Source organism: Ketogulonicigenium robustum (genome assembly GCF_002117445.1).
In the GTDB taxonomy this organism is placed as follows: Bacteria; Pseudomonadota; Alphaproteobacteria; order Rhodobacterales; family Rhodobacteraceae; genus Ketogulonicigenium; species Ketogulonicigenium robustum.
Genome location: NZ_CP019937.1, coordinates 1,275,859 through 1,300,721 on the forward strand (window position 1 = coordinate 1,275,859; position 24,863 = coordinate 1,300,721).

Here is a 24,863-nt window from a genome sequence, read left to right on the forward strand (position 1 = left end):
AAAGGTCCGACATGACCAATAGCGCCGCACATGATGCCGACATCGAAAATCGCCTGTCATTCATCGATCTGGACAGCGCGGCCCAAGCGCGGCTACGCGCGCTGGCGCAGCCGATTGGCGACGCGATGGGCCCCGCCCTGACCGATTTCTATCAAAAGGTGGCGCAAACGCCTAGCCTGCGCCACCATTTCGCCAGTCAGGACAGGCTGAACAGCGCAAAATCCCGGCAGGAATCGCATTGGAAACGGATTGCGCAGGCTGATTTCGGGCCAGATTACGTATCGGCTGTGCGGCGGATTGGCGCGGTTCACGCCGACATCGGGCTAGAGCCGCGCTGGTACATCGGCGGCTACGGCCTTGTTCTGGACCGTATCGTGCGCGATCTGGTCGCCGCGCGCCGCACGTGGACACGCAAAGATCGGGCTGCGCTGGGTGCGGATTTGTCAGCCGTCATTTGCGCGGCGCTGATCGACATTGACCTGTCTATTACGTGCTATCTCGACAAATTGGATGAAGCGCGCGAGCGATCGGAAACCGCGCAGAGGACGGCAGCTCAGTCGATTGCGGACGCGCTGGGCAAACTGGCCGAGGGCGACTTGAGCGCGCGGGTCGACCCCGACCTGTCCGAGCGGACACGTTTCAACGAGACGATGGAACGCCTCGGCGGCGTCATCGCGGCTGTGGGGCGCGCGACCGAGGCGATCAACGTCGGCTCAACCGAAATCGCAGCCGCTTCCGACGATCTGGCGCGGCGCACCGAACAGCAGGCCGCCAGCCTTGAAGAAACCGCCGCGTCGATTGATCAACTGACGACGGCCGTGCAGGATTCCGCTATGCGCGCCTCGGCAGCCGAAGATATGGCGAACCGCGCGCGGGCTGTAGCCCAAAAAGGCAGCGCGATCATGGACGAGACGCGCTCGGCGATGCAGCAGGTCTCGGCCTCGGCGGGAGAAATGGGACAGATCATCGGGGTGATCAACGAAATCGCCTTTCAAACCAACTTGCTGGCCCTGAACGCCGGCGTCGAGGCCGCCCGCGCCGGCGAGGCTGGCCGCGGTTTCGCGGTAGTCGCCGCCGAGGTACGCGCCCTCGCCCAACGCTCGGCCGAGGCCGTTCGCACGATCCAGTCGCTGATTGATCGCAGCAGCGAACAGACCGAGCGCGGATCACAGCTGGTCGGCGCAACGCACGCGGCCTTGGCCGAGATTGTCGTGATGTTCAACGACATCAACGCGACGGTGTTCGAAATGGCGGCCTCGGCACAAAAGCAAGCGCTGAGCATATCCGAAGTGAACACCGCAGTGCGTTACCTTGACATGATGACCCAACAAAACGCTGCCATGGTCGAGGAGACCAATGCCACAACCAATTCCCTCAATAGCGAGGCAAAAGACTTGGCGGGCTTGATCGCCAGATTTAGCGGTCTGGACGATGGTATCGCCCAGCCAAGTTATGCGAGAGCAGGCTAGCGGCCTAACCCTCGGGCGGCCACGTGATGATTTCGACCTGCCGGCAACCGGTTGGGGCCGGCAGATCGGGATAAGCGGGAATGACCCACTCCCCCGCCGCGTCCTGCTCGGGTATAGCCCAAGACTTGGTTTCGTTGGGGATAGGCGCACCGCGCCGATCTGCAAGGGGTGTAGCTGCAATATACGCATTGAATGCAAGCGTGTTTGCTGCGGTTATGTGCTGATGAGATCCAATCCAGAACATCACGCGATCCTCGGGCCAAGGGTTTTAAAGGGGTGGTTTTCGGGCAATAGGGAAGCAATACCGTTGCGGTGAGCGAGAAAACCCTCGATCATCTGTTTGTGCGTCTGGCTGGGATCTGCGGACAACATGAGCACCTCGAATACATAGCCCACCCAGCTATGCATAGCCGAGGCGCCGCGCCCCAAGACCCAGTTGACGGCCGCGCCTGTGTTTGCAGGCCGCAGTGCGACGATGGATTTGGGCAACGGCAACACGACGGGAAAGAACGCGTCTGACCCGTTTTGCGCCGAAAGCGCACCATACCCCCAAGACGCCGTGTGAATGCGCGCGATGTTTGTCAGGGTGCCGTCGCTGACAAGCGTTGCGTTTCCACTGGGTGTCGCAGCCTCGGCGCCGCTCATGTACTGGGCGACGTAGAACTGGTAGGGCGCGACAAAGTTGTCGGGCGCGGCCAATCCGCGATTGGTGCTATTGTTGGTGAAATGAACGGCCGGGTAACCGCTTTCATCGGTATATGCGGGTTGGGCCGACGCCGTACCCTGCGCAAAATGGCGTTGGCCGATCTGGTCGGGCAGCGACACCACCCTGCCCGAGGCAACCGTCACATCGCGTTTCGGGTCTAACCACACTTGCGCCAACCCCGCAGGCAGGTCGCTGGGCAGCCACATTTGGATGATGTTGCTGGCCCCGCAGCGGATCGCAGCGCCTTCAAACTTTTGCGTCATGACCCAGCTGTTGCCCGTCGCGCCAGCGATCGCCTTGCCATCAGCCGACCACTGCCCACCTATCGTGCACGAATATACCGACCCAGCGTAACCACCGCCGGCCGTGACGCTGATCTGCGGCTGCGAAACACCCGATGCCGCCAGCGCCGCGACACCGCACAAGCCCAATCCGAAACCGAACATCACGCGCCCCCCACAGGTTTTGGCCGTGCAGCATGCCTTTTCTGGCACAAAAACAGGTCGATCAGGTGGCGCATGGGCTGTTCCCTTTCGCTGGGGCGAGACTGAATTTCCCCCTGATACCCGCATCCGCGTGAACATCCCGCTAGCCCACCGCGCGTTGCGCGATCACTTTCGCGCGCCCGTGCCGCCAATGCTCGTCAGGTCAAGCCGTTTCAACATTGCAGCTGCCCGCATTCACCCTGATGATGCGTCAACTTTTGACGGAGCCTGATATGAAGCACCTTTGGATCGATACCGACATGGGGTTCGACGACCTAGCGGCGATAGGGTTTTGCCTTGCCGAAGGGGCGCAGGTCGCAGCCCTCTCGATTGTGGCGGGGAATGTCGAACTGCCGCAAGGGGTCGAAAACGCCTGTGCAAGTGCCGATGTTTACGGCTGGACGATGCCGATCCACGCGGGCGCGAGTGCGCCGATTGCGGGGCCGCTGCACACTGCATCCTACGTCCTCGGCGATGATGGCATGCCGACGGCGGGCCGGCGCCTGCCCACGCCGCAGCCCCACACCGTCGGTCCGGACGCGATTGCCGCACTAGCCGACTGGATTCTTGCGGGCGGGCGCGATGTTCTGGCCCTTGGCCCGCTGACGAACATCGCCCATCTTGTGCAACGCTTTCCCGATGCGGCGCGTCTGGCCAAAGTCGTGTGGATGGGCGGCGCCTTTGCGCGCGGCAACCACACCGCCGTTTCCGAATTCAATGCCGCCGTCGACCCCGAGGCGATCAACATCGTCCTTCGCGGCGGGGTCGATCTGGTCATGGTCGGGCTGGAATGCTGCCGCGATGTGATGGTGACGCTGGACGACCTGCCCCCCTTACGCGCCATTGCGGGCGAACCCGCGCAGCTGCTGGCGGATGTGTACGAAGGTTACATCCGCATCGCCGCCAATGGCACGCGCCCCATGGCTCTTTATGACCCCGTCGCGGCGGCGGTTATTATCGACGAGGCTTTGGCAGAACTGCAGCCCGTCCATATGTTGGCCGAAGAAGACGGCACCCTGACCCGCGGCATGACCGTAATCGAATGGCGCACGCACAAAGCCGCGCCGAACATGCGCGTCGCGCTCAACCCGAACGCAACCGAAATACGCCGCCGCTTCCACGCGGCTTTGGCGGCCATGGCACAAGGGGCGGCCTGATGCACGAGCCACAAGACTTGAACGACGCCAATTTGCGCGACCGCGCCGTCGCCGCAGCCCTGGGAAACGCGCCATTTGATCTGCTGCTGGTCGGCGGGCAGCTGGTCAACGTCGCCACGTCCGAAATTTACCCCGCCGATGTCGGCATCGTGGGCGGGCTCATCGCCTCGGTTCACCAGGCGGGATCGCGCGCAGATGCGGCCGAGGTGATTGATCTTTCAGGACAATTCATCGCGCCCGGCCTGATCGATACGCATATGCATATCGAAAGCTCTATGGTGACGCCACGCAGATATGCGCAAACCGTGGTGCCCCAAGGCACGACGACCGTCGTCTGGGATCCGCACGAGGTCGGCAATGTCGCGGGCCTCGCGGGGGTCGACTGGGCGATCGCCGCCGCGCGCGGTTTGGACTTGCGTGTGCTGACACTGGCCCCGTCCTGCGTACCCTCGGCCCCTGGGATCGAGCGGGCGGGCGCCACCTTCGACCCGCCCCAGATGGCGCAGATGCTGGCCAACCCCGACATCTACGGCGTCGCCGAGGTGATGGATATGCGCGGCGTGCTGACGCGCGCGCCCAAGATGCGCGGGATTGTCGATGCTGGTTTGGCATCGGGCAAGCTGGTCTGCGGCCATGCCCGTGGGCTGCTCGACGCCGAACTCCAAGGCTTTGTTGCCGCGGGCATTTCATCTGACCACGAAATCAGCGCCGCAGATGATTTCATGCAAAAAATCCGTGCCGGTCTGACGATAGAACTACGCGGCTCGCATGACTATGTCTTGCCCGGCGTCGTCGCCGCGCTGAAGACGCTGCCCCACATGCCGCAGACGCTGACGATCTGCACCGACGACGTTTTCCCCGACGATCTGACGGCCAAAGGCGGCATGGCGGATGTGCTGCGACGCCTTGTCGGCCACGGCATGCCCGCTATCGACGCCCTGCGCGGTGCCACGCTGAACGCGGCGATGCGCCTCGGGCGGGCCGACTTGGGCGCGGTCGCCCCTGGCCGCCGCGCCGATATTGCGGTTTTTGCTGATCTGGTGGGCTTCCGCGCGACGTTGGTGCTGGCCTCGGGGCGCATCGCGGCGCGCAACGGCATGCCCACCCGCACCGAATCCGCCACTTCGGACCTGCCCTTCACCGATACGATGAAGCTCGATCCGCTGATTGCTGACGCGTTCGACATTCGCGCCAGCGGAGATGTGGCGACAGTGAACACCGTCGTCACGCCCCGTTTCACGCGCTGGGGCACCGCCGATCTGCCCGTAAAAGACGGCATCGTTCAGGTGCCCGCCGATATGCTGCGGATGGCCGTGATCCACCGCCACGGCCTTGCCGACCCGACGCCAGTTGTCGGACTGCTGCAAGAATGGGGCAGCTGGTCAGGCGCGATCGCCACCACAATCGCGCACGATAGTCACAACCTGAACGTCTTTGGCTCGAACACGACCGACATGGCGGTCGCCGTAAACGCGCTGATTGCATGCGGTGGCGGCATGGCCGTGGCAAAAGACAGCAAAATACTGGCTCTCTTGCCCCTGCCTGTCTGCGGCCTTCTATCGGATGCGCCGACACCCGAGGTTGGCGTCGCGCTGGAACAGCTGCGCGACGCGGCCGATCAAGTGGCCGATTGGCTGCCGCCGGTGCGCACGTTCAAAGCCTTGGTCGGCGCATCGCTGGCCTGCAACCCCGGCCCGCATGTCACCGACATAGGCATCGCCGACGGCAGCACGGGCGAAATCAGGCAGACTGTTGCGGGCTGACCGCCCATCCAGCTGCGCCTTGGTGCAAGATCGGGGTGGAGAACGCCCCGATCACCGGCAAACTCAACCGTCCGCGCCAGCTATCGCCCTGCAGCATCGCAGCGCCCACGGCCAAGGGCGCAACGCCTGCAATGTCCATCAGCTTCAACACTGTCGCAATGGATGCGCCGCTGGATAACACGTCATCGACCACCACAACCCGCTTTCCTTGCAGCAAAGCCAGCATACGCGGGTCGATATACAGCCGCTTGCCGCCGCCGGGCGTCGTGATCGAGGATAAGGGCAGCGACAGCGCCTCATCATACCAAAACTTGCGTGAATATCCCAGCGGAACCAAGCGATTATGCCCCAAGCGGCGCGCTACAGCCTCGGCCAACGGCAAGCCCAGCGTGGGCACAGCAACCACAACCTCGGGCGCATAGTCATGCAAACCAGCGGCGACAGCATCGGCCAAGGCGTCCAGCACCGAAAACCCCGCTTGGTTCAAGATCAACGAGGCTACGCCCCGCCCATCGGGCAGCTTGCGAATGGGCAACAGAATTTGCCGATCGCCTAACGCCACCGCAAAGCTGTCCTGATCTGCCTGCACTCCCAGCGTCAGATCGGTGTAAAGCTGTTGCCAGACATCTGTGCGCATGCGCGCCTCCTTTGCAGTGGATGTTTTCCGCTTTAATATGGCCGCAATCGAAAGGCCCTAAAAAATGACTGATCTTATCTCGCCCGCCGCCCACGCCGACCTTACGGCGCTGCGCCGCGACCTTCATACCCACCCCGAGCTGGGATTTGAAGAACATCGCACGTCCAAAATCGTGGCCGAACGTCTGGCAGCCGCGGGTCTGCAGGTGACGTTGGGTCTGGGCGGCACGGGCGTCGTGGGCACGCTGCGCAAAGGTACCGGCAACCGCGCAATCTTGCTGCGCGCCGATATGGACGCGCTGGCCATGACCGAGGTCACAGGCCTGCCCTATGCCAGCTTAACACCCGGAAAAATGCACGCCTGCGGGCACGACGGCCACACCGTCATGCTGCTGGGCGCGGCCGAGGAAATGACCAAGCGCGACTTTTCGGGCACCGTACATTTCGTGTTCCAACCCGCCGAGGAAGGTCGTGGCGGCGGTGCAGCAATGGTGCGTGACGGGTTCTTTGATCAGTTCCCTGTTGACGCTGCTTACGGCCTGCACAATGCGGTCGACATGCCGCTGGGCGCCATCGCTGCTGTCGAGGGGCCGCAACTGGCCAGTTCCGACCGCTGGCGGGTGACCTTCCGCGGCATGGGCACGCACGGCGCCAAGCCCCACAACGGGCGCAACCCCATGACCGCTGCCGGTCTGTTCCTTGCGCAGGTGCACAACATCGTCGCGCAAGAGGTTAACCCCCTGAAAACCGCCGTCATCAGCGCCTGCGCCATGCATGCCGGTGACTTCGAAGCGCTGAACGTCATCCCCGCCGAGGCCGCTATCGGCGGCACCGCCCGCAGCTATGACCCAGCGGTGCGCGATTATCTGGAAGAGGCCATCGGCCGCCACGCGCGGGGCATCGCCGCCAGCCTCGGGATTGCGGTGGATTACACCTATACGCGCGGCATTTCAGCCGTCGTGAACGAGGCCGCGCCGACCGAGGTCGCCCGCCGCGCCGCCGCCCGCGCGCTGGGCAGCGATGCGGTGATCACCGCGAATGACCCTGTCATGGCTGGTGATGATTTTTCGGAATTTGGTATGCGGGTGCCCGGCTGCTACGCGCACCTCGGCATGGGGCCGATGCGCCCAGGCGGCCAGCACCACGGCACAAACTACGACTTCAATGATGAATGCATTCCCGCTGGCGTCGCATGGTGGTGTGCCGTGGTCGAGGAAGAGCTGCGCTAAACCTTAGCCAGATCATCCATTACATTAACCCAAGCTTTCATGCCTTTGTGAAAGCTTGACAAATCATACTTCTCATTGGGCGAGTGGATGCGGTTGTCAAAGCGGGCGAAGCCCACCAGCAGCGCATCCACACCCAAAATACCGTTCAGCGCCCCGATGATCGGGATCGTCCCGCCGGTGCCGCATGTGGTCGAGCTGCCCCATTCGGCGGCAAGCCCCGCCAATGCGGGGGCCAGATAGGGGTTATCGGCCTGCGCGGCCCACGCGGGCGACAGGCCGTGGTCGGCAAATTCCACCGTGCAATCTGCGGGCATTTGCGACCGGATATGCGCCTGAAAAGCCGCGCGGATCTTTTCGGGGTCTTGCCCTGCCGCCAAACGGAACGACACTTTGGCATGCGCTTTGGCGGGGATCACGGTTTTAAAGCCCGGCTCGGTATAGCCGCCCCAGATGCCGTTGATCTCACAACTCGGGCGTGCCCAGATTTGCTCGAGCACGGAATAGGCCGCTTCGCCCGCAGGCACGGCACGGCCGACGCCGCCCAAAAAGGCCGCCGCATCAAAAGGCAGCGCTGCCCATTCGGCGCGGCGTTCTGCGGGCGGCATTTGCACGTCATCGTAGAAACCCGCAAAAGCGACCCCGCCTTCGGGGCTACGCATGCTGGCCAAGGCTTGCGTCAGCACAGTCACCGCATTGGCGGCGGCGTTGCCAAACATGCCCGAATGCAGATCGCGGTCACCCGCGGTGACGCTCACTTCCTGCCCCAGCAGCCCACGCAGGCTTGTGGTGATGGCGGGCGTATCCTGCCCCCACATATCGGTATCGCAGACCAGGACCAGATCGCAATCCAGCTCGTCCTTGGCGCTTTCAAGGAAGGCGGCCAGCGATGGCGAGCCGCTTTCTTCCTCGCCCTCGAACAGGAACGAGACGCGCAGCGGCAGGCTGCCCTTCACCTCGATATAGGCACGGCAGGCCTCGACAAAGGTCATCAGCGCGCCCTTATCGTCTGATGCACCGCGCGCGACGATGTGAGTCTCGTCGCCAACTTTGCGCAAGATCGGCTCGAACGGATCGCTGTTCCACAGCTCTAGCGGGTCGGCGGGTTGGACGTCGTAATGGCCGTAGAACAGCACATGCGGCGCATCGGCTGGCCCCGGCAGGTGGCCGACAACCATCGGGTGACCGGTGGTCGGGCGGACGCTCGCCTCGGCCCCCATCGCCTGCAACGTTTCAGCCAACCACGCGGCGCAGCGGGCCACATCGCCGGCATAGGCAGGATCCGTCGAAACCGAAGGGATACGGATAAGTTGGAACAGCGACTGAAGCCGCTGATCCAAGGTGGCGTCGATATGTGCCAGAACGTCGGCCGACATCAGGATTCGACCGGAAGCAGGCAGCACTGGTCGGCGTCCGGCACCAGAATGGCGGCGGTGCCACTCTCGTACGGGGTCGCCAGCGGGCCGTTTGCGGTGATCTGACCGGCGGGCGTCGCGCATTGGTACTGATAGGCGCGGCCCAGATAGGTGCGCAGGCCCAGCGATACCGGCAGGCCGGTTCCCACGGGTTGCCCTGCGGCGGGCGTCGCCACCAAACCTTCGGGACGGGCCGCCAGAATGAAACGCTTGCCCGGCACAGCGAAGCGGTCTTTGGGCAAGTCAACCAGCATACCGCCAGCCGCCTCAGCGCGGACGCTGGTGCTGTCTTCCGACACCACGGTCATTTCCAGCAGGTTCTCGAACCCGACGAAATTGGCGACAAACGCGTTTGCAGGCTTGGAATACAGCACTTCGGGCGTATCCAGCTGCATGATCTGCCCCTTGTTCATGATCGCGACACGGTCCGAGATCGAGAACGCCTCTTCCTGATCGTGCGTCACATAAAGCGCGGTCGTGCCGTTTGCCTGTTGCAGACGGCGGATTTCAACCCGCATGTCAACGCGCAGCTTGGCATCAAGGTTGGAAAGCGGCTCGTCGAACATCAGCAGCGGCGGCTGGATCACCAGTGCGCGGGCCAAGGCGACGCGCTGACGCTGCCCGCCCGACAGGTTTGCCGGATAGCGATCCGCGTAACCGCCAAGGCCTACCAGATCGACAAACTCGTTCGCGCGGCGCTTGCGTTCATCGGCGGGCACGCCGCGCTGCTTCAGACCAAAGGCCACGTTATCGCGCACGCTCAGGTGCGGGAACAGCGCGTAGGTCTGAAAGACCAGACCAATGTCGCGCGCGTGGGCCGGCAAGCGCGTCAGATCACGCTCGCCCAGCTTGATCGTGCCGCTGGTAGGTTCCAGAAAGCCGGCCACCAGACGCAGGGTTGTGGTTTTGCCGCAGCCCGATGCACCCAGAAGCGAGACAAGCTCGCCCTCTTTCACGTGCAGGGACAGATCCTCCAGCACCTTGGTGGTGCCGTAGTGGGCGGTGATGTTTTCAAGGTTCAGAGATACGGTCATTTTGTCATGAATGTCAGGCCGAGTGTCCGTTCAACCATTGCCATAACGACAACGGTGACGAGCATCAGCAATACGGAAACAGAGGCGATGGTCGGGTCGAAGAACTGCTCCATATGGGCGAGCAGTTGGATCGGCAGGGTCGAAACCCCCGGCCCCGTCAAGAACATCGAGACGGAAACATCGTTGAGCGAGGTAATAAACGCTAGGATGAACCCAGCAATAATACCCCCACGGATGTTCGGCAGTACGACGGTGAAGAACGCTTTCCAGCGCGGGCAGCCCAAGCTGACGGCCGCTTCTTCGATCGAGAAATCGAAGCTGTTCAGCGAGGCGCCAACAACACGTACGCAGTATGGCAAAACCAACAGCGCGTGCGCCAGCATCAATGTAGTCATCAGCGGCAGGTTCGCGCCGATAGCTACGGTTTTCATCATAGAAAAGCCCAGCACGATCTCGGGGATCAGGATGGGCAGAACATAGATATTGCCAAGGAACTGCGGTAGCTGCACGCGAAAGCGCGCCAGCGCGTATGCGGCCGGAATACCGATCACCATCGACAGCGCTGTGCCGGCAACGGCCAGTGTAAACGACGTGATAGCAGTGCGGCGGAACGCACTGATATCAAAAGCGTTTTGGAACCAGTGCAGCGTCAGCCCCTGCGGCGGAAACGTCAAATACGTCGTATTCGACAGTGCCGCGCCCAAGATGATGATCAGCGGCGCCAGCAAGAAGACAAAGACGACTGCGGCAAAGGCAATCAGGAACGGATTGATTTTTTGCTGCATGTCAGCCTGCCACGGGGTTAAGACGGCGTGCCAGTCGCGACATCGCCAGAACGGTGATCAGCGTGATCACGACCATGATGGCCGCGACCGTCGAGGCCCCGACCCAGTCGAACATGACCATCGCGCGTTGGTGCAGGAACGTGCCCATCATCATCTGACGCTCGCCGCCCAGCAATTGCGGTGTGGCATAGGATGTGAACGATCCGGTAAACACCAGCACCGCCCCCACGATCAGCCCGGGAACCGACATCGGCAGGATCACCTGCCGGAACGCCGCACCGGGTTTCGCCCCCAGCGAGGATGCAGCCTCGGTCAGGTCTTTCGGGATGCTTTCCAGCACGCCAACCAGTGTCAGGATCATCAGCGGCACGAACAGGTAAACCATGGCCGAGATCACCGCACCTTTGGTGTAAAGCATCGAAAGCGGTTCCGATATCACCCCCGAGTTAAGCAGCGTGGTGTTGACGATGCCGTTGCGCCCCAGCAGCACCAGCCATGCGAACGAACGCACGACCACGCCCGTCAACAGCGGGAAAACTGCGGCCACGATCATCAGGCTTTTCAGGCGCGCCGGTGCGCGCGCAACCACCCAAGCGGTCGCAAACCCGATGACGACCGAGATAACGGTTGTGATTGCGGCAATTTCAAACGTCCGCCACAGCACCCTACGGCGCAGGCCCGAATTGAAAAAAGCCTCGTAATTGCCAAAAATTCCATTGGCGTGATCAAACGATGATCCCAGCGTAGCCAGAACCGGCCACCCCAAGAACAAAAGCACCAGCAACAATGCTGGTGCGCTGAGCAGCCAAGCGCGAAGGCGATTGGACATTCACGGTCCTTCCTAAATGAAAGGTGCCCCGATTGGGGCACCCCTTAATCAAGTTCTGCGGCTAATTACATGCCGAAGATTTCGTTCCAACGTTCAATCCAGTCGGCCTTGGCGGCGTTCATGGCGGCGTAGTCGATGCGGTTCAGGGCGTTTACAGCGTCTGCGCCATATGTCCAGAGGGCAGCTTGCTCGGGCTCAAGCAAAACTTCGCTATTGATCGGTGCGTCGACGCCCTGCTCGGCGTTCTTCTGTTGCACTTCTTGCGACAAGATGAAGTTGATGAACTGGTACGCCAGTTCGGTATTCGCAGCGCCCGTCGGGATGTTGACGGTGTTCAGCGTAGCGATATCGCCTTCTTCCAGCGTAGCCCATTGCATGGTGGGCACGGCAGCGGTCAGCGATGCAAAGGTGAAGTCCTGCGCGATAGCGACCGATGCTTCGCCGGTCGAAATCAGGTTCACCATTTCCGAACCCGTATTGTAGTTCTTGGCCGAGTTGACCTTCAGTTCCTCGATCGCGGCAAAGGCTGCGTCGGGGTCTGCGAACGCGTCAACGCCTGCATGTTGGCCAGCCAGCGTTACGACCATGGGGCCCGCGGTGGTGGTGATGCCCGGCAGCGTGACCGACGAGGCCAGATCAGCGCGCCACAGGTCGTTCCACGAAGTCAGCGGCTCGGCGCGGGCGGTATCGTATGCGATGCCAACGCGGCCGATGGTGTAGGCCGGGCCGTAGCCGCCTTGCGGGTCGCGACCGATTTCATAGATGTTTTCCAGATTCGGGATCTTCGATGCGTCGATCGGCTGGAACAGGCCCTGCTCGATCCCCTGCTGCGAGAACGAGTCAGTCAGGTAAATGATGTCGATGCCCTGCCCGCCGCGCGCGGCCAGCTTGCCCAGACGGTCAGCGTTGTTGCCGGTTTCGAATTCGATCTCGCAACCGCAGATTTCCTTGAACGGGTCAATGATGTTTTCTTGCAGTTTGTCGCCGTTATAGCCCCACCACGAAATGGTGAAGGTTTCGGCATGCGCCATGCCTGCGCCCAGCGCGAGGACGATGGCCGAAAGGCTGGTAACAGATTTCATCGAAGGGCTCCTGAAAGGTGGACTGATGTTTCCGATAGAGAGCACACCCGCGCTGCGCAACCGCTTTACCGCGCAAAGCACCTAACGTGATCGGGCGTTGGCTGTAGCCTACCATCCATTCGATCATTTTTTAAGCTGTTCAATTGCCGCATGTGTGATCCAATTGCGCGGAAGGCGCGTAATACGACCGAAATCGGTTAAGGGGTCTGCCTTATGTTGCACGCGATTGGGTTGTATGTTGTCACCGCCGTCCTGTTTTTAGCGCTGGATGTGATTGGTATTACCAAGATCGTCCAGCCGGTGTTCGCGCGCCATATAGGGCCCCTTTTGGCCGATCCCATCCGGATCGGTCCAGCGGCGGTGTTCTACCTTTTTTACGTCCTCGGCCTTTTGTGGCTGGTGTCGCTGCCCGCACTGCGGGCGGGGGCACCGCTGCAGGCGCTGGTCGGCGGGTTGATACTGGGGTTGTTGTGCTACGGCACGTACGAATTCACCAACTACGCGACACTTGCCGACTGGACATTGGAACAGGTCGCGGTTGATCTGGTTTGGGGCACCTGCCTCACCGGATTTTGCGCTTGGGCCGGCGTTGCGATCTTCAGCGGAAAGCTGGCGTAAGCCAGCCAACCGCTAGATCCGAAACAGCGGCTGCAGCAAGCGCGGGATGAAGGAAAAAAACTTCAGCGGCGCATCGGTCGCCGCAAGGCAAATGCAAGCCTGACCCGCGTCTGCGATGGGTTGATGTTCGACATCATCATGCGCGGTTTCAAGATCGCCCCGGCCAAAACGGCCCTGCACATCCGAAAAGCTTCCCTGCAGCACCAGCGTCAGTTCCAACCCTCCATGGGTGTGTTCGGGAACGGCGCAGCCTTGCGGAATATACAGCAGCCGCAGTGACCCCGTATCGTCGGCAGACAGGATTTGCTGGCGAATGCCGCCCCCCAACATACGCCAGCGCGGCGGCTGGCCATTCAGCGCCTGCATTACAGGGGCAGGAAAAATACCCGAAGCCCGCACCGCAGGCGGCTGAGCCACAGGGGCATCCAGCGCCGCCAACATGCGCGCGCGCGCATCGCTGTGCAGGGCGACGGTGTCCAACGCTTCCAATACGATGCCTCCAACCGTGTCGGAAACCTCCAACCGAGTGCGGCATTCGTCGCAAATCGATATATGCGCAGCAACAACAACGGCAAATGGATGCGCCAGACGGCCATCTGCATATTGGCGCAGCAGATCGTCGGTGATGTGGTGATTAATCTCGGTCATGGCTTGATATCTTTCAGCTCGTGCCGCAATCGATCCAGCGCAAGGCGTATGCGCGATTTGATCGTTCCCAGCGGCAGGCCGGTTATCTGGCTGATTTGGCTATGCGGCAGGTCTTCGATATAGGCCTGCTGGATGGCGCCCTGCTGTTCGGGCGACAAACGCGACATGGCATCGCGCAAACGCAGCGTTTCCTCGCGCAGGGCCATCGCTTCGGTGGCGTCACAGGCCTCGGTCGGCATATGGACGATCAGGTCCGGCAGCGGCAGCGGCTTGCGCCGCGTCAGGTCGATCTGACGGTTGCGGGCGATGCGGTAAATCCAGGCGGAGGCCTCGGCCCGCTGCGGGTCGAACTGGGCGGCCTTGTGCCAGACAGCCAGCATCACATCCTGCACGACATCCTCGGCCGATCCGTCGCGCAAACCGCGCCGCATCATCATCGCCTTGAGGCGCGGGCCGAAGTGGTCGAACAACACCCCAAACGCCGCGCGATCACGCCGGTCGCGCACTGCGATCAGCGCGGCGGTCATGTCGGAATAGGGGCTTTGTTGCACAGTCGCGCTCTCCTCGGCTGTGGCGATGTTTCGCACAGCCGCGCGCACAGGCAACCCCATATCGTCGCGCACCAGTTCTGATCCTTGCATTTCAAGCCCTTGTCGCATGCAAGCGATTACGCCGCTCGCACAGGATTGGATCATTAGCGGACGATTTTGCTGATCCAGTTTGCTACAAGATGCGTAATCACCTGCAGAACGACCGCACCAAGGCCCGCAGAAACAGGCCCCACAAACCAAGGAATGTCCGATGCCTTTTGATCTGAGTAAAGGCGCCCCCCAGCGTATCGCCATTATCGGCGGCGGCATCGCAGGGCTTTCCAGCGCGTGGTTGCTGGGGCGCCACCACCAAGTCACCGTTTACGAGGCCGCGCCGCGCTGGGGTGGCCACGCCCGCACCGTGATGGCGGGGCGCAACGGGGATGTGGCGGTCGATACGGGGTTTATCGTCTTCAACCACGCCAACTATCCGCACCTGACGTCCCTATTCCATGCGCTGGACGTGCCGATCAAGAAAAGCGACATGAGCTTCGCCGTCTCGCTCGATAGCGGGCGCGTCGAATTTGCGATGAACACGCTGGGGTCTATTTTTGGCCAGCGCCGCAATATGGTCGACCCGCGCTTTTACAGCATGCTGACGCAGATCCTGCGGTTCAATGCGCAGGCCGAATCCGTCGTTGCGGCCTATCCGGGGCTGAGCATCGCGCAGCTGCTAGACCATATGCGCCTGGGCCGACGCTTTCGCGAACACTATCTATATGCCCTGTGCGGCGCGATCTGGTCGACGCCCCGTGGGCAGATCGGCGATTTCCCAGCCGAGGCCCTGCTGCGGTTCCTGCGCAACCACGCGCTGCTCTCGCGCGAGGGGCAGCACCAATGGTGGACGGTCGGCGGCGGCAGCATCAGCTATGTGCAGCGCTTGACGCAAGCCTTGCGGCAGATGGGCGTTGCGCTGCGCGTCGGCACGCCCGTCCAATCCGTCACGCGGGCGGCGGATGGCGTCACCTTGCGCGCCGCTGGCAGCACACCCGAGGTGTTTGATCAGGTGATCTTTGCAAATCACGCCGATCAGGCGTTGGCGCTGCTGGGCGACCCCACCCCGCCCGAGACGCAAGCCCTCGGCGCGATCAGGTTTCAGGAAAACCGCGCGGTGCTGCACAGCCACACTGGCGTCATGCCGCAGCGCCGCGCGTGTTGGAGCTCGTGGGTCTACCGCACGGACCGTTCCCTCGGGGCCGAGCGGAACGTCGGCATCAGCTATTGGATGAACCGGCTGCAAAGCCTGCCCGACAGCGACCCGCTGTTCGTAACGCTGAACCCCGAAATCCCCTTGCCGGACGCCGCAATTTACGACGAAACAACCTTTCATCACCCCGTATTCGACGGCCCTGCTTTGCAGGCGCAAAGCCAGATCGCGCAGATGCAGGGCGATAACCACACGTGGTTTGCAGGTGCATGGCTGCGCAACGGCTTTCATGAGGACGGTTTCGCCAGCGCCATGCGGATCGCGCGACGCCTCCTTCCGCTTGGGGTCCGGCCGTGACGGTTTCGCTTGCTGATCGGTTGGCGGGGGGTGCCGTGCTGCACCTGCCGACCGACGTCGGCCATGCACGGCGCGGCCCGCTGCAACACCGCTTCCGCTATCACGTTGACTACCTGCTGTTCGCACCCGAAGCCACATTGAAACGACCCCGCCTGTTCGGGCGCAACCGGCTCAACCTGTTTTCGTTTTACGATGCCGATCACGGCGGCGCGCGGGGGAACGGGTCAGGCGCTGACTGGGCGTGGGACCAGTTTGCCGCTGCGGGTCTGCCCAAACGCGCGGGGCTGGTCATGGCCCTGCTGACACAGCCGCGCTTTCTGGGCTACTGGTTCAACCCCGTCAGCTTCTGGATGGTGATCGAGGGCGACACCCTGCGCGCCGTCATCGCCGAGGTGAACAATACCTTCGGGCAGCGCCACAGCTATATTTGCCACCGCCCCGCGTTTGCCCCCATTGCAGCACGCGACCAAATCGCCGCGCAAAAGGTGTTCCATGTCTCGCCCTTTCAGGACGTGCGCGGTGCATACTTTTTCAACTTCAGCCTGCACCCCGACCGCCTTGCGATCCGCATCCAGCAGATCGACGGTGAAAACGGGCTGGATGCGGCGATGACAGGGCGCTTTCGCCCCCTGACCAGCCGGGGCATTGCCGCAGCCGCCGCACGCAGGCCCGGCGGCGCATTGCGCGTATCCGTCCTGATCATCTGGCAGGCACTGAAACTGCGTCTGAAAGGCGCCGCGTGGCGCAATCTCCCCCCTCCACCCTCGAACGAGATCAGCAAATGACTCCTCCTTCTCAGCATCGTTTTCTGGCCGCACTCGAAGGGATCGAGCATGGACGCCTGCACCTGCGCACCCCGGAGGGGCACCAGTATCAATTCGGGTCTGGCGGCCCCGAGGCCGACATCGAAATCCGCGACTGGGCTGTGTTGGCGGGCCTGACAGGGCGCGGAAAGATGGGCCTTGGCGAGGCGTGGATCGACGGCAAATGGCACGGCTCGTCCCCCGAGGCGGTGCTGGCCCTGATGCTGCGCAACCTTGACCGCCTGCCTGCTGCGGGCCCGCTGTCGCGTCTGCGCGCACATTTGGCCGCCCGCGTGCTGCGCGGCGCTACGCGCCAGCCGCATTGGGGCGGAAACGAATTTTTCCAGATGTGGCTTGGCCCGTCGATGGCGTGTTCAGGCGCATTTTTCGGCGCGCATGATGATTTGGAACAAGCCCAGTTGGAAACCCATCACCGTATTTTGGACTGCTTGGGCAACCGCAGCACTCTGCTGGAATTGGGCTGCCAATGGGGCGCGTTTACCGAAGTCGCCGCGGAATCGGGCTATCGCGTCACGGCCGAGGCTGCAAACCAATCCCAAAAAGGCTACGCCGATGCGCGTCTGGATGGCCGCGCCGTGGTGCGGCTGCGGCCCGCCCCGATGCACGAGCGTTTCGACAGTATCGTCGCCATCGAAACGATTGAAACTCTGCCCCAGCGCGCGTGGCCCGCGTTCTTTGCCAAAATCAAGGCCAACCTTGCCCCGAACGGGCGTGTGGTTTTGCAAACAGTGACGGTGCCCGATAGCGAGTTTTCCCTCCACCGCACCCGCCGCGACCTGCTGCGCCAGCAAATTATGTCTGGCGGCACCCTGCCCTGTAACGCGATTATCGCGCATCTGGCAGCCCGCGCGGGGCTATCGCTGCAAACCAGCCATTCATTTGGGGCCGATTACGCGCGCACCTGCCGCCAATGGCGCGACAGGCTGCTGGGCAATAGCGACCGTCTGCGTCAGTTGGGCTATGATGCGCGCTTCGTGCGGGGTTGGCAATTCTACCTCGAAGGGTGCGCCGCGGCTTTCGCCACCGGCCTAACCGATGTCGCCCAGATAGAGTTGACCCATATCCATGGTGCAGCCGCATGACCGCCCCGGGGGTTTTCTGGCTGACGCGCGATTTTCGCTTCGCCGACAATGCCGCACTCGCGGCGGCGTGCATCGATGGCCCCCTGCTCGCGGTTTTTTTGCTAGATCCGGTCACGCTGGCGCAGGGCGCGGCCAGCCGTTGGCGGTTAATGCAGGCGCTGCGTGCCTTTGACGCCGCCTTGCGGCGGCGCACGGGCGGCGTCGGCGTGACTGTGCTGAGCGGTGCCCCCGAGGATGTCTTTCCGCCGCTTTTGCAGCAAACGGGTGCGCGGCGAATCCACCAGTCCGACTGGCCCGTACCGCAGATGCAGGCGCAGCAGCAGCGTCTGCGTGGCGCGCTGGCACCTCTAAACGGGGCGCTGCATCTGCATGGCGGCCACCTACTGACGCACCCCCATCGCGTGATGACCCAACAAGGCACGCCGTTTCGGGTCTTCACCCCCTTTGCCCGTGCCCTGCGCCGGTTGGGGCCGGACCGTCCCGGCCCAGATGCGCCGCCGCGCATTACTGCATCAACAACAGGCCCAGCAGGCATATCGCTGGATAGTGTCAATCTTTCGCCCGATATGCACAGTGGCGCCTCGGTTTTAGAACACTATGCCCTGCCCTCTGGCGAGGATGCCGCGCTCGCGCGGCTGGAGGCGTTCTTCACCCGTGCGGCACCCTATTCCAGCGCGCGCGATCGCCCCGACATTGATGCGACATCCGGCATGTCCGAGCACTTGGCCTCGGGCGAGATCAGCCCCCGCCGCCTGTGGGCCATCACTGCCCTGCGCGCCGAGGCTGAACCCGCGCTGGCCGGCGCACTGCACACCTTTTTATCCGAGGTGATCTGGCGCGAGTTTGCATGGCACCTGTTGCTGGCATTTCCGCAAATGCCCCGTGCCGAATGGCGCGGCGAATGGGCTGATTTCCCGTGGCGCGGCGCGAATAGCGGCTTCACAGCATGGCAGCAGGCCCGCACAGGAATAGGATTGGTAGACGCAGGTCTGCGCGAGATGCGAGTGACCGGACGGATGCATAACCGTGTGCGTATGGTGGTGGCCAGCTGGCTGACAAAACACCTGCTGACCGACTGGCGGCTGGGTCTAGCGCATTTTGCCGACAGCCTGACCGACTGGGACCCCGCCGCGAATGCGATGAACTGGCAATGGGTCGCTGGCTGCGGGCCAGACGCCTCGCCTTACTTTCGCATTTTCAACCCCGAAAAGCAGGCGGCCCAATTCGACCCCGATGGCACCTACCGCGCCAAATGGTTGGCAGGATGGAACGCAACTACCGCGCCCCACGCTGCCGCCTATTACGACACGCTGCCATCATCGTGGCAGGTGCCGCAGCCCTGGGTCGCCGATGGTGATGCACAGCGCTTGTCAGCCGGACGTAACGCCGCGCTTGCGGCCTACTCGGCCTTCAAATCGAACGACGCCTCGCCGCGTTTTGAGGGTCTTTAGTTAAAACAGCACGCCAACGGCCAAGGTAATAAAGGGCACGACCGGCAGATCGTCGAGATCCGCGTTCAACCGTGCGATTTCACCTTCCACATCTGCACGATCGGCAGGGGACAAGGCGCTGATACCGTCAACCTTCAGCGCGTGTTTCACCAACTTCGCCCCGACCTCGGCCCGCAACGTCATCCCCGAGAAGAAGGCATAGCGGTAGCCCAGCGCCAAAACCGGTGCCACATTGCGCGTCTGCCGCATCTGGAACCGGAAATCCCCCGTAATATCGCCAGAATCTGTGCTGATCGTATCGGCATGCCCATCAAACGCATAGCCGCCGAACAGTAGCCCCGTAGACAGGTATAGCCCGCGATAAAGCCGGTAGTCGGCGACGACCCCCATCGCTTGAACATCCAGATCACCGCGAAGACGCGTGCCGTCGACGTCAAACTCGTCCTCGAGCCCCCCGAAAAAGATGGGCAAGCGTATGGTCGTGCTGTCGCCCGGGGCGAAACTGGGCGCGGCGTATAGCCCCAGCGTCGAGGCCCCCGCCTCGACCCCAAAGGGCCCCGATGGGGTTTGCGCCTGCGCCAGCCCTGCAAAAACGGCGGCACATAACGCAATGACGGCAGTCAGTATAGCTTTCATCGGCATTGCTCCTGCGGGCGCGGCTATGCCACGCTTTCCTTCGGGACATGCTATCCGCCGCGCCTTAAGGAACGGTTACCACCCCACAGCGGCTGAACGCTTGCGCGCTGCGCGCCGACCTGCCACAACATCCGCGCAGTACAGTTGCATATCAAAGGTGCCGGGCCGATCCGGCGCCCCAGCCCAACAGGAAGAGACCCGTATGTCCGAGATTAAGCGCATCGAAACTGGGGCCCGCATGAGCGCCGCCGTCGTCTTCAACGGTATCGCCTATTTGGCCGGCCAATGCGAAGCCCCCGGCGAAGATATTACCACCCAGACCACCGCCGTTCTGGCCGAGATTGACCGCATTCTGGCCTTGGCTGGCACCGACAAGACCCGTCTGCTGACCGCGCAAATCTGGCTTAAGGACATCGACGCCGATTTCGCTGGTATGAATGCTGTGTGGGACAAGTGGGTCGCCGCAGGCCACACGCCTGCGCGTTACACGGGCCAAGCCTCGCTGGCGACGCCGGACTACAAGGTGGAAATCATCGTGACGGCGGCTGTCTAAAACTGCGTCATTGCGCGCCCCGCCTGTCTGCGCGGGGCGTGCGCCTTAGCCAATGACGGCCAGCGCCGGAAATGTTTCCAGCAACCACCAGCTGAACGCCGTGAATTGCCCGGTGATCATCAGCAGGCCTACCGTCCACAGCATCAGCCCCGAGATCCGCTCGACCCGCTCCATATGGCGGCGCATGAAGGCCATTGCGCCCGTCAGGCGCGGGAAGAATGCCGCGACCAGCAAGAACGGAATGCCGAGGCCCGCCGCATAGAACGCCAGCATCGCGGTGCCGCGCCCCAAGTCAGCCCCCGATGCGGCGAGGCCCAAAATCGCGCCCAGAATCGGCCCGAGGCAGGGTGTCCAGCCGAAGGCGAACGCCAATCCCAGCACATAGGCCCCCAGGGCCGAGCCACCCTTGTCCCCCGCATCGATGCGCGCCTCGCGCGCGAGAAACGGGATGCGCAGGATGTTCATGAAGTGCAGCCCGAACAGCATGATGATCAAGCCTGCAATAATCAGCGTAATGTCTTGATAGCGCAGGAACACCCGGCCCATGGCCGAAAACGCGAATCCCAACAGGATGAAAACGGTCGACAGCCCCAAAACGAAAAAGACGGCGGCCAGCAGAACACCCCGGCGCGCCCGCGTGTCTTGCCCCATATCCTTAACCGAGACGCCCCCCATATAGGCCAGATAGGGCGGCACGATCGGCAGAACGCAGGGGCTGAGGAACGACAGCGCCCCTGCCAGCAAGGCGATCAATGCGGCAAGAAGGAACCCCGCGTCCAGAAAGGTGGCTGCATCCAGCATTTTACGCCTCGTCTTTGAAATCGTTTCGTTCAAATCGTTGCAACCGCTTTAGCCGCTTGTTGCAGCAAGGTCACGCCCCGCTGCGCCGCGCGCGCTTCACAAGTTGCTTAGCAGTCTGGCCGCGGGTTACGCGCCAGGCAGAATCGTTCGCGCCGTTAACCATTGGGATGAAAAATCCGCGGTCAGGCTGCGAATCTACGCTCCGTTGCCGTGCGCAAGACGGCTGTTCGGCGGTATGCGCGACGGGTCTTGCCGATCGCACAATTATTGACCTTTCGTCACGCAAACCGCCCAGCCCCTTGCCCCGTTGGCCCCGCAGCCCGCCGCGAAATGCGAGGACCTAAAGATAGTTGCGATGCGGACTTGCCTTCACGGATCGCCGCGCTTTAAAGCTGGTTCCACGCGCCCCAATTGGCGCTGTGCGCGCTGACGTTCGGTCGCCACCGGGCCAGGCGCAAAAATCATCACAGCCGCTGCCATCGGTTCTTGACTACAAGCGCACCGACGCAATATGTTGACGGAAGACCAAGCAAGACCACAACCTGATGTTTCGACGCGGCCTAAAAGCCATCATCGGCAGCATGTTGCAGATGCTTTAAATTGAGTGACTTACAACAGTAATGGCACCCTGCCGCGACCCATTTCACCCATGGGCCGACCGGTAGCGGCGCCCCAAAACAAAGGGACACGAGGCATGTCGATCATGATCTATTCCAAGCCCGGCTGCGTGCAGTGCACGGCAACCGCTCGCGCAATGGATGCACGTCAAATCACCTTTGAAATGGTCGATATTACTGTCGACGAAAGCGCCTTTGCGGCCGTCGAAGCCTTGGGCTATCGCCAGCTGCCCGTCGTCGTGGCCGATGACCAGCATTGGTCGGGCTTTCGCCCTGACCGCATTGCTGCCCTCGCTTAACAGGGCGCTGTTTTAATACGGTGCCCGTCATACGGCACCGTGCTCGCATTTCCTGACCTGCCGCCTACCACCGCACCCTAGCGGTGCTGCGGCGGCGAGGCACCATGATACCCGTGATCTATTTTTCGTCCGGAACGGCGAATACGCACAAGCTCGCCGTCAAACTTGAACGCCCGCTGATGCGAATCCCGATCCGACAGGACGACCCCCTGCCGCAGCCGGACGCGCCCTTCGTGTTGATGGTGCCAACCTACGGCGATGGCGAGGGGCGCGGCGTGGTGCCAAAGCGGGTGATACAGTTTTTGAACCTGCCCGAAAATCGCGCCCTTTTGCGCGGGGTGATCGGTACAGGGAACAGGAACTTTGGGACATTGTTTGCACAGGCCGCCAAAGTTGTGGCCGCAAAATGCGGTGTTCCAGTGCTATATACTGCGGAGCTGGCTGGTACCTCGGCCGACGTCCGCGCCATAAACGATATACTAGCGAGGCTGTGATGCTCGACCAAGACTCCAAAAACCACGTGATCCCATCGGTTTGGAACGGGCTGGACTATCATGCCCTGAACGCTGTGCTGAACCTGCCCGATGGCAACGGGCGAATCTCATTCGAAGCGGACCGTCTGGCCGCGCGCGAGTATTTTCTACGTCATGTGAACCAGAACACGGTGTTTTTCCACAGCCTGGAAGAAAAACTGCGCTATCTGGTCGACGAAGGCTATTACGAGGCCGAAGTGCTGGACCAGTACTCGACCCCGTTCAAGGAATCGATCTGGGCGCAGGCTTGGGCGCATAAGTTCCGCTTCTCGACCTTCCTCGGCGCGTTCAAATATTACACCAGCTACACGCTGAAGACCCGCGACGGTAACCGCTATCTGGAGCGGTTCGAGGACCGCGTCGTCATGGTCGCGCTGGCACTGGCCCGCGGCAACGAAGTGCTGGCCCGCCGCATCGTCGACGAAGTGCTGACCGGCCGCTTCCAGCCCGCGACCCCCACCTTCCTGAACGCGGGTAAAAAGTCGCGCGGCGAGCTGGTGTCGTGCTTCCTGCTGCGCTTCGAAGACAACATGGAATCCATCGGCCGCGGCATCAACTCTGCCCTGCAGCTGTCCAAGCGTGGCGGCGGCGTTGCCCTGCTGCTGTCGAACCTGCGCGAAGCTGGCGCCCCGATCAAGGGCATCGAGAACCAATCCTCGGGCGTGATCCCCGTGATGAAACTGCTGGAAGACAGCTTCAGCTACGCCAACCAGCTGGGTGCGCGCCAAGGCGCCGGTGCCGTGTATCTGCACGCCCACCACCCCGACATCATGCGCTTCCTTGATACCAAGCGCGAGAATGCGGACGAAAAGATCCGCATCAAAACGCTGTCGTTGGGCGTCGTGATCCCTGACATCACATTCGAATTGGCCAAGCAAAACGCAGATATGTACATGTTCTCGCCCCACGATGTGGAAAAGGTGACGGGCAAGGCGTTCGGCGACATCTCGATCTCGGATCACTACCATGATTTCGTGAACGATCCGCGCATCCACAAGACCAAGATGAAGGCCCGCCAGTTCTTCCAGACGCTGGCCGAAGTGCAGTTCGAAAGCGGCTACCCCTACATCCTGTTCGAAGACACGGCGAACCGTGCGAACCCGATCGAGGGGCGCATCAACATGTCGAACCTGTGTTCAGAGATTCTGCAGGTCAACAGCCCCTCGGTGCTGAACGAAGACTTGGGCTTTGCCGAAATTGGCTCCGATATTTCGTGCAACCTCGGCTCGCTGAACGTAGCCAAGGTGATCGACAGCGGTGATATCGGCGCAGCGGTGGAAACCGCCATCCGCGCCCTGACCGCCGTCTCGGAAATGAGCGCGATCGACTCGGTCCCCTCGGTGCGCGCCGGTAACGACCGATCGCACGCCATCGGCCTTGGCCAGATGAACCTGCACGGCTTCCTGGCCCGCGAGCGGATCCACTACGACAGCCCCGAGGCTTTGGACTTCACCCGCGCCTATTTCGCGGCCGTGGCCTTCCACGCGATTGCCGCATCAAATAAGGTGGCGATCGAACACAAGGCAACCTTCGAAGGCTTCAAGCAGTCGCGCTATGCCGACGGCAGCTTCTTCGATATGTATCTGGAAGAAAGCTTCCTGCCGCAAACCGACAAGGTGCGCGAGATTATGGAACGTTTCGGCGTGGCCCTGCCCAGCTTTGCCGATTGGGGCGCGCTGAAGGAAAAGGTCATGGAACATGGCCTTTATAACCGCAACCTGCAGGCCATCCCGCCGACGGGTTCGATCAGCTACATCAACCACGCGACAGCCTCGATCCACCCGATCGCGGCGCAAATCGAAATCCGCAAAGAAGGCAAGATCGGCCGCGTTTACTACCCCGCGCCCTATCTGACCAACGAGAACGCGGAATACTACCGCGACGCCTATGAAATCGGACCCGAGGCGATCATCGACCTTTATGCCGAGGCCACGCGTCACGTCGACCAAGGTCTGTCGCTGACCCTGTTCTTCCCCGATACCGCCACCACGCGCGATATCAACAAGGCGCAAATCTACGCCTGGAAGAAAGGCATCAAGACGATCTACTACATTCGCCTGCGCCAAGCTGCCCTTGCCGGCACCGAGGTGAAGGCCTGTGTATCCTGCCAACTCTAACCA

The 24,863-nt window shown here is 62.1% G+C and carries 24 protein-coding genes; 13 read left to right on the plus strand and 11 right to left on the minus strand.

The genetic code is table 11. From position 1 onward, the window contains the following. The first annotated feature begins 11 nt into the window (after positions 1-11). Positions 12-1,469, plus strand: coding sequence for a globin-coupled sensor protein (locus BVG79_RS06485; RefSeq protein WP_085786164.1), 1,458 nt, complete (start codon positions 12-14; stop codon positions 1,467-1,469). Between the two features lie 243 nt (positions 1,470-1,712). Here the strand turns inward: BVG79_RS06485 and BVG79_RS06495 are convergent, their stop codons facing one another. Next, positions 1,713-2,621: a hypothetical protein gene (locus BVG79_RS06495; RefSeq protein ID WP_085786166.1), complete on the minus strand. Its 909-nt coding sequence runs from the start codon at positions 2,619-2,621 to the stop codon at positions 1,713-1,715. Positions 2,622-2,893: 272 nt separating this feature from the next. Here BVG79_RS06495 and BVG79_RS06500 point away from each other — a divergent pair, with 272 nt between their 5' ends. After that, positions 2,894-3,817: a nucleoside hydrolase gene (locus BVG79_RS06500; protein WP_236951320.1), complete on the plus strand. Its 924-nt coding sequence runs from the start codon at positions 2,894-2,896 to the stop codon at positions 3,815-3,817. Then, positions 3,817-5,580, plus strand: coding sequence for an adenine deaminase (locus BVG79_RS06505; RefSeq protein WP_236951321.1), 1,764 nt, complete (start codon positions 3,817-3,819; stop codon positions 5,578-5,580). Before BVG79_RS06500 ends, BVG79_RS06505 begins: the two co-directional genes overlap by 1 nt. Here BVG79_RS06505 and BVG79_RS06510 read toward each other — a convergent pair. Continuing rightward, positions 5,558-6,217 (minus strand): phosphoribosyltransferase, encoded by a 660-nt coding sequence (locus tag BVG79_RS06510; protein ID WP_085786168.1) that lies wholly within the window; start codon positions 6,215-6,217, stop codon positions 5,558-5,560. The two genes, BVG79_RS06505 and BVG79_RS06510, sit on opposite strands and share 23 nt — an antisense overlap. A gap of 64 nt (positions 6,218-6,281) precedes the next feature. Between BVG79_RS06510 and BVG79_RS06515 the strand changes: the two genes are divergently transcribed. Beyond that, positions 6,282-7,445, plus strand: coding sequence for an amidohydrolase (locus BVG79_RS06515; RefSeq protein WP_085786169.1), 1,164 nt, complete (start codon positions 6,282-6,284; stop codon positions 7,443-7,445). Here the strand turns inward: BVG79_RS06515 and BVG79_RS06520 are convergent. The 5 genes from BVG79_RS06520 to BVG79_RS06540 all read right to left on the minus strand — a co-directional run bounded on the left by BVG79_RS06520 (position 7,442) and on the right by BVG79_RS06540 (position 12,587). Next, the gene (locus BVG79_RS06520; protein WP_085786170.1) at positions 7,442-8,818 is read right to left on the minus strand and encodes a M20/M25/M40 family metallo-hydrolase; all 1,377 of its coding nucleotides are present in this window, start codon (positions 8,816-8,818) and stop codon (positions 7,442-7,444) included. The genes BVG79_RS06515 and BVG79_RS06520 overlap by 4 nt on opposite strands. After that, a complete protein-coding gene (locus tag BVG79_RS06525; protein WP_085786171.1) occupies positions 8,818-9,891 on the minus strand; it encodes an ABC transporter ATP-binding protein in 1,074 nt (357 codons plus the stop codon). Before BVG79_RS06525 ends, BVG79_RS06520 begins: the two co-directional genes overlap by 1 nt. Next, positions 9,888-10,676, minus strand: a complete 789-nt coding sequence (locus BVG79_RS06530) for an ABC transporter permease (RefSeq protein WP_085786172.1) — start codon at positions 10,674-10,676, stop codon at positions 9,888-9,890. Before BVG79_RS06530 ends, BVG79_RS06525 begins: the two co-directional genes overlap by 4 nt. Before the next feature lies 1 nt (position 10,677). After that, entirely contained in the window at positions 10,678-11,505 is an 828-nt protein-coding gene (locus BVG79_RS06535) for an ABC transporter permease (protein WP_085786173.1), read from the minus strand. Positions 11,506-11,570: 65 nt separating this feature from the next. Next, entirely contained in the window at positions 11,571-12,587 is a 1,017-nt protein-coding gene (locus BVG79_RS06540) for an ABC transporter substrate-binding protein (RefSeq protein ID WP_085786174.1), read from the minus strand. A 216-nt stretch (positions 12,588-12,803) separates the two neighbouring features. Between BVG79_RS06540 and BVG79_RS06545 the strand changes: the two genes are divergently transcribed. After that, positions 12,804-13,205 carry a DUF2177 family protein gene (locus BVG79_RS06545; protein WP_418268952.1) on the plus strand — a complete coding sequence of 134 codons (402 nt, stop codon included), beginning with the start codon at positions 12,804-12,806 and terminating at the stop codon, positions 13,203-13,205. A gap of 12 nt (positions 13,206-13,217) precedes the next feature. On the opposite strand, the gene BVG79_RS06550 is transcribed toward BVG79_RS06545, so the two are convergent. Beyond that, positions 13,218-13,853, minus strand: coding sequence for a ChrR family anti-sigma-E factor (locus BVG79_RS06550; protein WP_085786176.1), 636 nt, complete (start codon positions 13,851-13,853; stop codon positions 13,218-13,220). After that, positions 13,850-14,494, minus strand: a complete 645-nt coding sequence (locus BVG79_RS06555; protein ID WP_335617545.1) for a sigma-70 family RNA polymerase sigma factor — start codon at positions 14,492-14,494, stop codon at positions 13,850-13,852. The genes BVG79_RS06550 and BVG79_RS06555 overlap by 4 nt, the downstream gene beginning before the upstream one ends. Positions 14,495-14,654: 160 nt before the next feature. On the opposite strand from BVG79_RS06555, the gene BVG79_RS06560 reads away from it, so the two are divergent. From BVG79_RS06560 to BVG79_RS06575, 4 genes are read left to right on the plus strand one after another with little or no spacing between them, the layout of a single operon-like run. Then, a complete protein-coding gene (locus BVG79_RS06560; protein WP_085786177.1) occupies positions 14,655-15,947 on the plus strand; it encodes an NAD(P)/FAD-dependent oxidoreductase in 1,293 nt (430 codons plus the stop codon). After that, positions 15,944-16,732, plus strand: a complete 789-nt coding sequence (locus BVG79_RS06565) for a DUF1365 domain-containing protein (protein WP_085786178.1) — start codon at positions 15,944-15,946, stop codon at positions 16,730-16,732. Before BVG79_RS06560 ends, BVG79_RS06565 begins: the two co-directional genes overlap by 4 nt. Next, a complete protein-coding gene (locus BVG79_RS06570) occupies positions 16,729-17,853 on the plus strand; it encodes a class I SAM-dependent methyltransferase (protein ID WP_085786179.1) in 1,125 nt (374 codons plus the stop codon). The genes BVG79_RS06565 and BVG79_RS06570 overlap by 4 nt, the downstream gene beginning before the upstream one ends. Then, complete coding sequence (locus BVG79_RS06575; protein ID WP_085786180.1) at positions 17,850-19,304, plus strand: cryptochrome/photolyase family protein; 1,455 nt, start codon at positions 17,850-17,852, stop codon at positions 19,302-19,304. The genes BVG79_RS06570 and BVG79_RS06575 overlap by 4 nt, the downstream gene beginning before the upstream one ends. Here BVG79_RS06575 and BVG79_RS06580 read toward each other — a convergent pair whose 3' ends face one another. After that, the gene (locus tag BVG79_RS06580) at positions 19,305-19,940 is read right to left on the minus strand and encodes a hypothetical protein (protein ID WP_085787295.1); all 636 of its coding nucleotides are present in this window, start codon (positions 19,938-19,940) and stop codon (positions 19,305-19,307) included. It lies immediately after the preceding gene. A gap of 202 nt (positions 19,941-20,142) precedes the next feature. Here BVG79_RS06580 and BVG79_RS06585 point away from each other — a divergent pair, with 202 nt between their 5' ends. After that, the gene (locus BVG79_RS06585) at positions 20,143-20,493 is read left to right on the plus strand and encodes a RidA family protein (RefSeq protein ID WP_085786181.1); all 351 of its coding nucleotides are present in this window, start codon (positions 20,143-20,145) and stop codon (positions 20,491-20,493) included. Positions 20,494-20,538: 45 nt separating this feature from the next. On the opposite strand, the gene BVG79_RS06590 is transcribed toward BVG79_RS06585, so the two are convergent. Beyond that, positions 20,539-21,294, minus strand: a complete 756-nt coding sequence (locus BVG79_RS06590) for a cytochrome c biogenesis CcdA family protein (RefSeq protein WP_085786182.1) — start codon at positions 21,292-21,294, stop codon at positions 20,539-20,541. Between the two features lie 694 nt (positions 21,295-21,988). Here BVG79_RS06590 and nrdH point away from each other — a divergent pair. The 3 genes from nrdH (at position 21,989) to nrdE (ending at position 24,860) form a co-directional block, all read left to right on the plus strand. Continuing rightward, positions 21,989-22,210, plus strand: coding sequence for a glutaredoxin-like protein NrdH (gene nrdH, locus BVG79_RS06595; RefSeq protein ID WP_085786183.1), 222 nt, complete (start codon positions 21,989-21,991; stop codon positions 22,208-22,210). 104 nt (positions 22,211-22,314) lie between these two features. Beyond that, a complete protein-coding gene (nrdI, locus tag BVG79_RS06600) occupies positions 22,315-22,704 on the plus strand; it encodes a class Ib ribonucleoside-diphosphate reductase assembly flavoprotein NrdI (RefSeq protein WP_085787296.1) in 390 nt (129 codons plus the stop codon). After that, on the plus strand, positions 22,704-24,860 hold the full coding sequence (gene nrdE, locus BVG79_RS06605) for a class 1b ribonucleoside-diphosphate reductase subunit alpha (RefSeq protein ID WP_085786184.1): 2,157 nt from the start codon (positions 22,704-22,706) through the stop codon (positions 24,858-24,860). The genes nrdI and nrdE overlap by 1 nt, the downstream gene beginning before the upstream one ends. Positions 24,861-24,863 lie beyond the last annotated feature (3 nt).